At 45.7% G+C, this 13,739-nt stretch carries 10 protein-coding genes; all 10 read right to left on the bottom strand.

Annotated elements, in window-relative coordinates; all coding sequences use genetic code 11:
• Nucleotides 1–35: 35 nt before the first annotated feature.
• The 10 genes from asnB to ACJJIE_RS04200 all read right to left on the bottom strand — a co-directional run bounded on the left by asnB (nt 36) and on the right by ACJJIE_RS04200 (nt 13,690).
• On the bottom strand, nt 36–2,075 hold the full coding sequence (gene asnB, locus ACJJIE_RS04245; protein ID WP_282932514.1) for an asparagine synthase (glutamine-hydrolyzing): 2,040 nt from the start codon (nt 2,073–2,075) through the stop codon (nt 36–38).
• Nucleotides 2,076–2,115: 40 nt separating this feature from the next.
• Nucleotides 2,116–3,117 (bottom strand): aspartate/ornithine carbamoyltransferase family protein, encoded by a 1,002-nt coding sequence (locus ACJJIE_RS04240; protein WP_444893663.1) that lies wholly within the window; start codon nt 3,115–3,117, stop codon nt 2,116–2,118.
• 171 nt (nt 3,118–3,288) lie between these two features.
• Nucleotides 3,289–4,749: an efflux transporter outer membrane subunit gene (locus ACJJIE_RS04235; RefSeq protein WP_282932513.1), complete on the bottom strand. Its 1,461-nt coding sequence runs from the start codon at nt 4,747–4,749 to the stop codon at nt 3,289–3,291.
• Between the two features lie 40 nt (nt 4,750–4,789).
• Nucleotides 4,790–5,872 (bottom strand): HlyD family secretion protein, encoded by a 1,083-nt coding sequence (locus ACJJIE_RS04230; protein WP_444893662.1) that lies wholly within the window; start codon nt 5,870–5,872, stop codon nt 4,790–4,792.
• A gap of 41 nt (nt 5,873–5,913) precedes the next feature.
• Nucleotides 5,914–6,126, bottom strand: a complete 213-nt coding sequence (locus ACJJIE_RS04225; RefSeq protein ID WP_353057030.1) for a DUF1656 domain-containing protein — start codon at nt 6,124–6,126, stop codon at nt 5,914–5,916.
• 17 nt (nt 6,127–6,143) lie between these two features.
• On the bottom strand, nt 6,144–8,324 hold the full coding sequence (locus tag ACJJIE_RS04220) for an FUSC family protein (RefSeq protein WP_444893661.1): 2,181 nt from the start codon (nt 8,322–8,324) through the stop codon (nt 6,144–6,146).
• A gap of 323 nt (nt 8,325–8,647) precedes the next feature.
• The gene (locus tag ACJJIE_RS04215; protein ID WP_444893660.1) at nt 8,648–9,454 is read right to left on the bottom strand and encodes a right-handed parallel beta-helix repeat-containing protein; all 807 of its coding nucleotides are present in this window, start codon (nt 9,452–9,454) and stop codon (nt 8,648–8,650) included.
• Between the two features lie 270 nt (nt 9,455–9,724).
• Nucleotides 9,725–10,192 carry a Rieske (2Fe-2S) protein gene (locus tag ACJJIE_RS04210; protein WP_444893659.1) on the bottom strand — a complete coding sequence of 156 codons (468 nt, stop codon included), beginning with the start codon at nt 10,190–10,192 and terminating at the stop codon, nt 9,725–9,727.
• Between the two features lie 211 nt (nt 10,193–10,403).
• Nucleotides 10,404–12,578, bottom strand: a complete 2,175-nt coding sequence (locus tag ACJJIE_RS04205; RefSeq protein WP_282932508.1) for a malate synthase G — start codon at nt 12,576–12,578, stop codon at nt 10,404–10,406.
• A 176-nt stretch (nt 12,579–12,754) separates the two neighbouring features.
• Complete coding sequence (locus tag ACJJIE_RS04200; RefSeq protein WP_108733532.1) at nt 12,755–13,690, bottom strand: LysR family transcriptional regulator; 936 nt, start codon at nt 13,688–13,690, stop codon at nt 12,755–12,757.
• Nucleotides 13,691–13,739: the final 49 nt, after the last annotated feature.

Genomic DNA, 13,739 nt, shown 5'->3' with positions numbered 1-13,739 from the left:
ATACGACACTCTTGCGAACTATTTCACACCCCCTCCTACCCCTTACAATTCTTAACCATATGATCCAAATGCCAACCAAGAAGAGAGGCTTTTTTCTGCGCTAGGGATGGCAAATCAGCTTCTATAAACTGCCTGTTCAATATTTGTACACCCAGGATATGATTTAGCATTGCATCCAACTGAACTTTTTTTGATCTCGCTATAGACGGCGCCTTGTATTCTTTAATCAACCTATCTATGGCTGAGTATTGCAACAACCCAGCTGATTCAACCTTCACTGGGGTGACATATTCTTCAATAATTTCATGTACCCAGTTCCAGGCTCCAGAAACTGTATCTACTGGGGGAGCCATAAATGCAAACTTTTGTTTTCTACAAATAATATCAGGTAGAATTTTATCCATAGCTTTGCGAAGAACATACTTTTCCGTAGACCCACGAATCCGAATAGAGGGAGGGATTTGTGCAGCGAATTCAGCCAAATGATGATCAAGGAATGCTGGGCGGGTTTCAATGGAGTGTGCCATATCCACTCGGTCACTCACCCAGCCCAATATCTGAGTTTCAAACATTGTTTTTAGCCAGACATACTGGGATATATCCAGGGGGTGCCTTCCTTCGACTTGTAATAAGTCCAATTTACTTACAATAGCCCCCCCAGCATCGTATCCGCAGATCTCATTCTGCCAATCTTCATTTAGTAATTCTACAGCATGAAAATGGCAACTAAGCCAAGCTTGTAAACAAGCCGGGGTGAACCCCAGAACCCTATCCATCTCCGCTGATCGATAAGGGGTAATGGGCAACATAGCTCCCTTAAACAAGCTATTGCTCTCTTCTAGATACTTCTGCCAAGCTCTTCTTTGGGCTCGTTCAACTCCAGGAGAACCATACATATAAAAGTCCTTTTTAAATGCTGGATATCCTGAAAATAATTCATCCGCTCCCTCCCCTGTTATTACAACTTTATATCCATTAGACCTAACAGCCTTACTCAGTAAAAACTTTGCAACTGACAAGGTATTGTAGAATGTCCTTTCTGTATGCCAGACAGTATCCGTGTAGTGTTTGTATATATCCTCGCCGGAAATTTTTATCACTAATTGGTTAGTGCCAATTTCTCTCGCAACCTCCCTTGCAATAGATGATTCATCGTATTCTGGGCTTTCAAAACCTATTGTAAATGCGGTCTGAATTTTCTGAGAAAGCGACTCCCCTACTCCCAACAAACTACCAGAGTCAATACCGCCGGAAAGATAATAGACCACCGGCACATCTGCTTGAAGCCTTAAAGATACTGCATCTATAACCTTCTCACGCACCCCCTCAATATAATATTCATCTGTTCTATTAGAGACATTTTCCCCCGATGCGGGAAAACCAATATCCCAATACTTATGCCGCGAAATCACTAATCTGGAATCATACCGGCTAATTTTTTTGATACATCCAGGCTCAACCTGAAAAACACCATCAAAAGCTGTTTCTCCTGGAACAGAAACTTGTATAAGTTGATGATATATCCCATGCGGAGTTAAACGTCGATGCACATCGGGGTGTGCGAACAGGCATTTAATCTCAGAACCAAATACCAAACCCATTTTGGTTCTTGTCCAATATAGTGGTTTCACTCCAAACCGATCTCTAACCAAATAGAGACAGTCCTCTTCCGCATCAAAGAGAGCAAAAGCAAACTCACCTCGAAGATGTTGGATAGCTTCGCTTAAACCTAATTGTGCTATGAGGTGCAAAATAACTTCGGAGTCGCTTTTACTAAAAAAAGAAGATCCAGAAATACACAATCTGGCCCTAATACGTTGATAGTCATATATTTCACCATTATGGACCAAATAGTAGCGGCCATCTTGTGATATATATGGCTGGGATGCGCGGTCTTTACTGAGATCATTAATAGCCAAACGAACATGGCTCATTCCCATCCCCAAACCTTCGGGGTTTGCGAAACCTATACCATCCGGGCCGCGATGAAACTGAATAGCGGCCATATTTAGAAGAAGTTGGCCATCTACTGGCATTATTCTTGAACTATGAAAAATTCCTGCAATCCCACACATAGACGATACCTTTTGTCGGGATTCATTGAGATATAAGATTCTAGATAATGTCACAAACCTCATTTGGATAACCACATATAGCGATTGCTAACGCCATTCTCACATATACACCACCTTTAGCTTGAAGGAAGTACCAATTATGCGAGGTATTGTCGAGATTCTTATCAAGTTCTTCCATACGAGGTAAAGGATGTAAAACAATTGCTTGTTTTTTCAATGGCGATTTGGCATTCAAAAAATAGCTATCCTCAAACCTTTTATGGCCTGCTGTCTTTAGCGATAGAGCATTCATGTAAACAATATCAAGCCTTGGAAGAACTTTAGCTACATCTTCGGTTAAATTTACTTTTAGACCTTTTTCCTGCAATGCCAGAAATTGATCCTGCCGAAATGGCTCTTGCTCTTCCTTACCACACAAAATGAACACCTCAGAAAAAATCTCAGGAAAATGACTCAATATTGTCAGCAAGCTTCTCGAGGCTCTCATTCGGTCAGGAGCACCAATTAAACCTATTGTGTACTTCTTCTGCTCCCTTGTCAGGATTGCGGGATTCCATTTCAAAATCGTATATAAGTCGATAAGGGATTGGGTAGGATGCTCATCTATTCCATTACCGGCATTGATTATAGGAACGCTAAGATGATCTGCCATAACTTTAACTGAATTTTCACAGGAATCCCGTAAAACAACACAGTCACCATAGTTACTCACCATCTCAGCAACATCCGGCAAGCTCTCTCCAACACCAATACGTGTCGTTCCTTTATCTGTGATTGAGACTATATTCCCACCCAGGCTTAGCCAAGCACTCTCAAAGGACAATCTTGTCCGGGTACTCGATTCAAAGAATGCACTAATCAATATCTTCCCCCCTAAGTGATTTGAAAATTGGCCTCGATTTAACTCACAGCGACACGACAATCTAAGCAACTGTAAAATTGCACTCCTAGAAAGTTCACTGCTTGATACAAGACTTTCCCCATTCAATGACTTCAAGTAACCCCCCCTTTCGGGAATGTTCTCCAATAAGGCTTTCGTCATTGAGATTGTATCTTTTCCGTGAGAAGCGCCAGTTATCATAACCATGTCTCGAGTGGGAAATTTGAAGAAACGGGCATCGTCAAACTCAAATTTAAATATATCAACACAATATTTCTGACATCTTTTAGCGATACTAGCCCCCCTTCCACACAAAAAGTGATATGGCTGAAGTTATTGTAACTTGTCCCAATATGGTGTTCGTTGAAGCATCTCTCGCCAAATTCTCTCAGGAAGAAGCTGAAATGGTGCAATTCCCTGTTGAATCTGCCACCCACCTCCCAGCGACAAATACACTTGTACAAGATTAGCTGCTACGGCACCGCGTGCTATCGCCAAAATATCCTGCTGCTGAACATCTGATATCAGCGTAGTTATCACAGTATCAAATTCCACTTGACCATTAGTATATTGAGACAGGGAAATATCGACAGATCGCTGGGAGGCCTGGGCAGCCACCTCATAGTGAACTAACTGCCTTTGAGATTTTATATAAGCGACAATAGCGTTCTCCACATCAGCTTGCGCTAACAGAACTATTTGCTGATAGTCAGACACCAACTGCTGAAAAATCGCATCCTGTAGCCTGACGTTGCTCCGAAGTCTTCCGTAGTTAAAGAGATTCCAGTCAAATTCAATAAAAAGGTCCCAGGCACTACTGCTGCCATTAAGTTGACCGCCATTGATATCGATAGCCCCTATCTCCCCACCAATACTAAAATTTGGATAGAGTTCCGCCCTCGCAACACCTATTAACTCACCTTGAGCTGCCAGCCGTCGCTCTGCTGCACGGATATCGGGTCGCTGCCTTAATAGATCCTGAGGCATACCAACAGTAACGACTTTAGGAATCATAGGTATGGATGAGGGAAAAGAGACTATGTACCTCAAACTATTAGGAGGTATTCCCAGAAGGACTGCCAGGGCATTTTCAAACTGCTGTAAGCTTATCTCCAGTCCCGGCACGCTGGCTTCTGTGTTACTGAGCAAAGCCTGCGCTTGCTCCGCATCCAGTGCACTGACCTCTCCTGCACGAAATTTGACTCTCGCGATCCTTAAACCCTCACGTTGTACGCGAATGTTTTCCCTGGCAACTTCAAGCCTGCGTTTCGTTGTGCGAATATTGATATAGGTTTGCGCCACCTGGGCAATAATAGAAACCAGCACACCATCATAGTCAGCTATGCTGGCTTCAAAATCTGCTGCGGCCGAATTAACCAGCCTTCTTAACTGCCCCCAGGTATCTAACTCCCAGGTTAAATTAAAGTTCGGGTAATATTCAGTCTGCAGATTGCCAGTGATCCCCGATCGAACATACTTTGAACGATCAATAAGTCCCTCAAGCTGCTGTGTTTGGGGATACTGGTTACCTATTGCAATAGCTAGCTGTTGCTGGGCCTGGAGAGCCCTGAGAGCCGCAGAACGCAGCTCCAGGTTATTCTCAATCGCAAGTGAGACTAATTCGTCCAGCGTCACATCTGAAAATGCCCACTGCCACCACAATGGGTTAACGGCTTCCAAGGTATCCAGTTTTGAGCTGGTTTGATAGATCCACTCACTTTCGACCTCTACCGGCGGGGGATGGTAATCTGGCCCCAGCATACAACTACTGCCGAAGATGAGCAGCAATGCCAACAGACACCCCTGTAGGCTCCGTATTAACCCTTTCCTGAAACTATTGAGATTGCACCGGTTCATCTTGCTCGGTGCCCGCAGAATTGCTCATTACTAGCACTGAGCTGGTAAATCCAACACGAAGCTTCACAGATTCGGGGACTTCTGTCAGATGAATCCTGACAGGAATACGCTGTGCAAGGCGAATCCAGTCAAATGTGGGATCTACCATTGGCAATAAGTCATTACCTGCAGTTCCATCTTTGCGGGCAATACCCCAGCCAATACTTTCAACATATCCTTCCAATTCTAGATGAGGATAAGCCATCAACTTCATAAACGCTTTATCCCCCGGAGCGATCCGACGAACAAAAGTTTCGCGAAAAAAACCATCAATGCGAAAAGTGCTTATATCAACTACAGAAAGTGCAGGTTGGTTGGCGACAGCCTGATCACCGTAACGAAAATCTATATTGGTAACATAACCAGTAACCGGAGCAACAACTGTTGTGTATTCGAGATTAAGCCGCGCCTGCTCCAGCAGCGCAAAAGCCGCACGAACGCCCGGGTTATCGGCTCCAAGCGCTCCCAATTGTGCTCTAACCTGCTCCAGCTCCGCTTGGGATTGCTCCAAAGCAGCCATAGATTCCACCAAGCTGGCTTCTGCACCCGCTCGATACTCAATTGTGGATTCATACTCAGCCTGAGCCGCTTGCAATGCCCTTACTGATGTCGCTCTCTGGGGTAGCAGTTCTCTCTGCCGATCATATTCAGCTTTGGTTCTTGCAATTTCCGCATCAAGCGCGCCGATATTACTTTTTGCCAGATCAATATTTGCTATTGACTCCCTAATCCTAGCCTCATAAGCGAGAACATTCTTGTTTTGCGCTCGGTATGTATCGAGAGCTTCCTCGTACTCTGCCTTGGCCTCTTCCAAGGCTGCTTCATATATTCTCGGATCAATCTGAAACAGTAGTTCCCCTGCTTTAATAAACTGATTATTCTTAATAGGCAACTCAACTACCTGTCCAGTTACCCTGGGAGTCACTTGAATAATGTCCGCCTGCACTTTTCCATCCCTGGTCCAGGGATTATTGAGATATCTCCAGAACTGGATAATAAGTAACAGCAGTGCTACAAGCACTATTGTTCCAGTAAAAATATATTTTCTATACCTAGCCACTACTATATTCCCAAGAATATCCTTCCTATAAAAATTGAATAAATTACACTGAGGGAGATAATAACAACCGGTGGATTGGCAAAATATCGGGATAAACGATACCGATCCAAGAGCCTAGCGGTTAACAAGGCCGCAACAACACCAAACAAAGCTATCACCAATATTGGTGATAGATAGAAACTGCCTATTGATATATCGTGCGGTACTCTTTCCATTTAAAACCCTACAGACATTAAAGACACCTTTCCTCACAGAAAGCCTTCCAATCCACAGTTTCTGAAACGCGACGAAACTCTACCAGATAGTTATTGATGCAGTGGGTAACACCCAAGAAATAAAGAAAGTTTGTTACACCCTCTCTGGATTTTTCACTACACTCCCTTAGCTCCATCAACTCACCGACATCAATATTTGCCCTTTCAAATATCCTCCTATAACCTCTTCGCAGGGATTCAATATCAACCTTTTGGTTGCCACCAGAAAAATAGATAAGTATTTTGCTTGCAAGCCGCCTCCATATAAATGCCTCGCGAAGTAATCTTTTAGGAGCCACAAAATTGATTTTTTTCTTATCTATCTTATATAACAGTTTAACCTGGTTGGATATCAACATAGCCAAACCTATAAGGCTTTGCATCTGGCTTCTGGTCATACCCCGCATTTTTTTATCAGAAATACCCTCCACCCAATAGAACACTCTCTTCCTTGAGATCATAATAATATTCAGGTGGTACAATATATATAACCGGAAAAACAATGACCTCCTCTTCTTTTTCGGAATATCGCCCTCCACCACTAGCCATGCGGCGCTATTGAGAATTCTATCAATACTTCTCTTCAGGTTTATTTCTGGGTGGGCAGTGAAGGGAATATTTCTTGAAACGGCCAAAATACAAAAAATTATTGCCAACACAAATAGATAATTTGTGTAAACCACAAAACTATACTCTTGGGAGTTGTTAAAATTAAAAATAATCTGGGGAAAGATAAGAACCAGGGTTCGAATCATCGACTGGGGCCCAAAGACCTTATTTGAGGAAAAGCTTACTACAAACGTCCATGCAAAAATCACGACAGCCAACGAATAAAATCCGTGCAATTTCGGCATTAGAAAGAAATATATAGGTGCCGACAATATGCACACTAAAATCGTGAAAACACAGGTTTCAAACAATTGAATTTTGGGGGTCATTGAGGCGAGAATACCTATTACCGTTATCAGTAATATAACCAGCAATCCACCAATCATGTCAGGGATAAAAAGATATGCCAGATAAGCGATCCACATTCCCATCTGAACACGGACAATATTAGTCAACCTGTCCGGGTCGGGCATCAAAACTCCAAGCCAGCCTATGCCATCACTACTTACCTGTCTCGAATAGGAGTCACCCCGTGTTTGTATATCATTTACTGAATCAATCAGGGATCGGGTTTCAACCTCCAAGTCATTTAAGGATTTTCTAGTAACGGCTAAAGCAGCGGTTTCAAAGGTTGACAACCTCTTTACTTCTTCAATATTTCCTCGAACCACTCTCCCATTGGCACTATCTACAGGCCTTTCCCCTGAAAGGGCGCTTTCCACTTGCGCGAGACGTCCCTCAATGTCGGGCATGTATTCGTCGACACCAATAAGGTATTTCGATATACCCAGATCACCAGAGAGGGCTAAGCTTTCTTCCAACTTCAAGAGGGATTGCGTGACGGCTGTCGCAGATTGACCAAAGTGACCCCACTGCTTTCGACATTCCCACACCTCATAACTATCTGAACTCGCATCGCCAATAGCTGTTTGTAAGCGCGTATCAAGCTCTAAAAGAGCAACACGCTTTTTACGCCTAATCTTTATTTTCTCGCCACTTCTAACCCGGGAAAAACAATTGTCCGCAAATCGACGATGTTCTCTCAATAAATCCAAAGATGCTCTTCTTAACTCACCACGACTACAGTTAGGCCAGATCAAAACGGCTACCAATCCGTAGACAATTATTCCGAGCAGGGACTCCTGAATACGTAATACCCCAGCCTTGTAGGAGATAGAAAAGTCACCACCGGTCACATCCCACAATAAAAAGATGACATAACCACTTGTAAGCCAAAAGTACTGGTAGTTCGATCTCTGTAAAAAATAGACACAGATAGACACCCAAATAGATAGGGCGATCATAAACAACCAGCGATCCTGTGGAAATAACGCGACGATTAACCAGCCAGCTAGCAAGGCAAATAGCGTCCCTAAAATCCACAAAATAGCTCGATTTAGCGACTGCCCAAGATTTGCCTGACTGCAAACAATAACAGCAAATCCACCCCAAAAAGGTTTTTCCCAATTCAGGCCTAAAGCGATGGCATAAACGATTACTAAAGCTGTTGCTAGCTTAATCGACTCTTTAATATTGCGAGACAACTGCAAAGCTTTCTCCGGCCATTTCTACATGCTATTGCTTCACCATTTTGATCTTTGGCACAGCAACATTTATCTACCCTATATACAAACTGGATAACCAAAAGGGAGTATGGCATATAAAGAGGTAGAGAAATCCAAGACCTGGGGGCTTAGCTAAAACGTTCCGAGGCCTAACAATCCTCCCATTGGCACGAAATACAAATGCTGCAGCTAATAAAAATAAACGCCTAAAATACCAAAATGATTAGGTATATCTTCCAAGCTCTCTTATCGCAATCCTGAAGACCAATCCTTCCCCCATCTTCGCCCCACAACTTTAAATACAATAATTATAAATCCTTAAGGCATGAGGGAAATGAAGTATTTGCAGTGTTGCCAGACCAAACATTGGTGCCAGAGCTACAATCCGAAGCTTCATTGTCATCCAAAAGGTCGTCAAAACCACTGCCAGTCACAGTATTCCCACTAACCACATTATCCATATTTGGGATTACATAGGGACCATCAATAGCAATCCCTAAAACTTCGTTATTCTCAACAACATTACTGGCTATAACACAAAAAGAAGCACCTACAGTCTGCCCGTCAATTATTCTTGCCCCTAAGTTTATGGCTACCCCATTGCCCTCTAAATAGTTGTTTCCAATATAGGAAAAGAAACCAAAGACACCTATTCCATTTTCGAAAAACCCTGAGACACTATTTCCAATCGCAACATTCGCCACTCCCTCCAGTACAACACCCGAAGCCTGGACATTAGTGGTATTTAACAGGGTATTCTGTCGGATAAGATTACTATCAGTTTCCGCCAAAATGCCTGCACCACTGGATTCCTCGACGGTTACGCTGATTACTTTATGTAGGCCGCTCCCCGCCAATTCCAATCCGGTTTCACAATTACTGATAACTCCACCCGTCACAACTCCTGAGGTCCCCAGCATAAGTACCCCAACCCCATCAGTTGTGCATTCAATTGCGCCGTCACCAGACATTGCGAGATTGCCATCAGGACCCTCAATGGTAATTGCTGGGTCTTCACTGCAAGATAGCGGGTCAGTGAGCGCCTGCGAGTCAGTAATCGTATCTCCACATTGAACATCTGCTATTGCATAGGAGGAAAAAGCCGAAATCAACATTATCAGCCCCGCCAAATATCGCTTATTCGGAGAATTAGACATAGCTGGAGCCTCGACGTGAAGTTAAAATTAAGCTTCAGTGTCGGACTCCAAAAAGTAGCTTGCCATAAGAATATCTTCTCATTCTAACTTAAACGATAGAGATATATCTTATGACTAAAATCATAAAATCAATGACAATGCATCGACAATCGCCCTTATATACAAACCTAAAAACTAACCCAGCCTATTAATTAACATACAACCAAAGAGCATATCCAGATTAAAAACTTAGTTAATCACGATTTGCTTTTTAGGAAACCGTATAACACCGTCGCTTTCCCATCGATAACTGCCTTCCACCTCCAGATTCTTTAGCTGAACCCCATCAGGCATATTGATTCCTTTAATAAATCTGCCCGAATAATCCCAAAACCCCATATGACAAGGGTCGAATAAACCTTGCAGCGGTATATCTCCCGCAAATCCTGAAGAATCGTGTAGAAAACACCCTTTATGGGTACTCAGCGGATAATAAACAAAAAAGTCTGGAATAGTCCCTTCGCTATAGTAGGGACCAGTTGTCAATTTATTATTAGCAACAAGTTCCTTCAAATATTCTTCTGTAGGCCGATAAATTGCTAAAGGCCCATCCGTTGCAGAAGATGGTTTCAAGCTTTCACCAAAGGGGGATAAGGAAAATAGTAAACCTACACACCCCCCCCAGACACACCGAATAAGAATTTTCCTTTTGCGCATCGCAATCCCCTTCGATGTACTACCTGTTTTTGCCTCAGCCACCCAGCTCAATAATACAACTTAAGAGTCAGAAGAGACCTAATAAAATTGCCTGCGGCATTCTGGATTAGCGCAGAGTAATAAAGCTAATACTGATTAATAGCTGATGCAGATACCCCAAAATAAAAAAAGGCCCCAAATGGGGCCTTCTCGAACTCAACTAGCTCGGCAATTATGCATTTAGAGCTTTAAACTCGCGTCTGCGGCGGTGCAGAACTGGCTCGGTATAACCATTCGGCTGGGCACAACCTTCGAATACCAGCTCACAAGCAGCCTGGAAGGCAACGCTCTTATCAAAGTTCGGTGCCATATCGTTATAATTGGAGTCGCCGGCATTCTGGCGATCTACCACAGCAGCCATACGCTCCATGGTTTCACGCACTTGCTTTTCGCTAACGATACCGTGCTTGAGCCAGTTGGCGATATGCTGAGAGGAAATTCTCAGGGTTGCACGGTCTTCCATCAGGCCGACATCATTGATATCCGGCACCTTGGAGCAACCCACGCCCTGCTCTACCCAGCGCACTACATAGCCGAGAATACCTTGGGCATTGTTGTCCAACTCAAGCTGGATATCTTTAGCACTCCAGTTGGTTTCAGCCGCTACCGGAACAGTCAGAATATCTTCCAGCTTGGCGTGATGGCGATGTTGAATCTCTTCCTGGCGGCGATTCACATCCACTTTGTGGTAGTGCAAGGCGTGCAAGGTAGCAGCCGTGGGCGACGGTACCCACGCCGTATTGGCACCGGCCATTGGGTGGGCCAACTTAGCGTGCATCATGGCTGACATCTGGTCTGGAATTGGCCACATGCCTTTACCTATTTGCGCCCTGCCCTTCAGGCCGCTGTTCAGGCCAACATCCACATTCCATTCTTCGTAGGCGTTAATCCATGTGGATTGCTTCATATCACCCTTGCGAATCATGGGGCCCGCAAGCATGGAAGTATGGATCTCGTCACCGGTGCGATCCAGAAAGCCAGTATTAATAAAGACTACACGCTCTTTCGCTTCGGCAATACAGGCTTTGAGGTTCACAGTAGTGCGACGCTCTTCGTCCATAATGCCCATTTTTACTGTGTAACGGGGCAGATCGAGCGCATCTTCGATTCGGTTAAACAGAGTATTGGCGAAAGCCACTTCCTCCGGGCCGTGCATCTTTGGTTTTACGATATAGATGCTGCCTTCACGGGAATTCTTGATCGGGCTCTCACCACGAAGGTCATGCAAAGCGATCAAACTGGTGATCATGCCGTCGAGAATCCCTTCGGGGATTTCCTGGCCATCGCCGAACAACACTGCATCGTTGGTCATCAGGTGGCCGACGTTGCGCACAAACATCAGGCTGCGCCCCGGTAAGGTAACCTGGTTGCCATTCGGGGAGGTGTACTCACGATCTGCATTGAGCTTGCGCTCAAAGGACTTACCGCCTTTGCTAATGGTTTCCTTCAGGTCGCCTTTCATCAGACCGAGCCAGTTGCGGTAAACCACTACCTTATCTTCAGCATCGACAGCCGCTACCGAATCCTCGCAATCCATAATGGTGGTCAGCGCGGATTCCATTAGCACATCTTTAACACCGGCATCATCGGTTTTGCCGATGGGGCTCTCGCGATCCACCTGGATCTCAAAGTGCAAACCGTGCTGCTTCAGCAGGATGCTGGAAGGCTCTTCGCTGTCACCCAAATAACCAACAAACTGCTTGGCATCTTTTAAGGTGGCAATGTCGCCATTGGCCTGTACCACTTCCAGCAGTGAGCCATTGATGCGGTATTGCACCGCCTCAGCGTGACTACCGCAGGTAAGCGGAGCCGACTGATCGAGGAAGTTGCGTGCATATTCGATCACTTTAGCGCCGCGAACCGGGTTGTATTCCGTACCTTTTTCCGCGCCACCCTCTTCACTGATCACATCTGTACCGTAGAGTGCGTCGTAAAGGCTGCCCCAGCGCGCGTTTGCCGCATTGAGGGCGTAGCGTGCGTTCATTACCGGCACAACCAGCTGAGGTCCCGCCAGGATGGCGATCTCTTCATCGACATTTTCGGTAGTTGCACTGAATTCAGCAGGCTCGTCGGCGAGGTAGCCGATCTCTCGCAGGAAAGTCTGGTAGCCTTCCAGATCGCGGAAACCCTCGGGGTTGTCCGTGTGCCAGCGATCCAGGGTCTCCTGCAGTTCATCGCGTTTTTCCAGCAAGGCGCGATTTACCGGGGCCAGATCGTGGACAATAGATTCCAATTTGGCCCAGAAAGCTTCGGCGCTAACTCCAGTTCCTGGAATCACCTCCTCGCAAACCAGGTTGTAAAGTTCTGGTGCGATTTGCAGATCGCCGATTTGGACTCGTTCCGTCATACCCAGGGCCTCTCATCAGATTGTTGGAATAGCGGCATTCTAAACAGCCATTTCCACATACCGCTAATTTATAGACACAATTCCCACTATTCATAGATCGAATTTTTATGACAAAGCAGTTGATGTGTGTTTGCCCGGACAGAACCGCGCAGACACAGCGCCCACCGGCAACATCGTTACAAAGCGCGGCCAATATCGAGTATTAAACGGCGCAGCCAGCGGTGCGGGGCGCTCTGTTGCAACAGCGGGCTCCAAGCCATTTTCAACTCCAAATTGGGAATATCCAGGGGCGGGTCACGCCTCACCACGCGGGGATTATCACTGGCCAATTGAGCCAGGCGAGTGGGCACCGTTACGATCAGATCGCTCTGTTCAGCCAGCAGCATAGCTACCTGGTAGTGACGGGTGAAAACGGAGATATCCCGCTTCTCTCCCAAACGACCTATGGCCTCATCCACCCAGCCCAAGCGCTGTACATCTTCCGGGTTAACTCCGACACCCACCCCCATACCGGTCTTGCTCACCCAGATATGCTGGGCTTCCAGATAACTCTGCAGATTGTAATCCCGGAGTATCGGGTTATCGGCGCGCATCACACAGGAGAAGCTGTCGCGCCATACGGTGGCCTGGTGAAAGCTCTGCGGCATGCTGTCAAAGCGGTTGATCACCATATCCACTTTGCCCTGCTCTACATCCACAAAGCTCACATCACTGGGCGTCATGATATCCAGGCTGATACCTGGGGCGTCATCCCGAAGCTGCTTTAACAGCGGCGGTATCAGGGTGGACTCGGCGTAATCACTGGCCATGATGCGGAAGGTGCGGCGGGTATTGGCGGGGTCAAAATCCCGATTTGGCTGGATAACCCGATCAATGGATGAGAGTGCTTCACGCACCATCGGCTGCAATTCCAAAGCCCTTTCCGTGGGCATCATGCCCTCACGGGTGCGCACCAGCAACGGATCGTCAAACAGTTCCCGCAGGCGCTTCAAGCCATTACTCATGGCCGGCTGGGACAGTCCCAGGTAATTGGCTGCACGGGTCACATTGCGTTCGCGCAGCAGCACATCGAGGTAAACCAGCAGGTTCAGGTCAGCTCTTTCCAGTTGCATACATCTATTCGCCAAATCGATAGTGAAAATAAAATCAATAAATTAGGCA

Source organism: Microbulbifer maximicatervae (SeqCode), assembly GCF_052467325.1.
The sequence above is the reverse complement of the archived record's forward strand: the minus strand, read 5'-3'. Positions and strand labels throughout refer to the sequence as shown.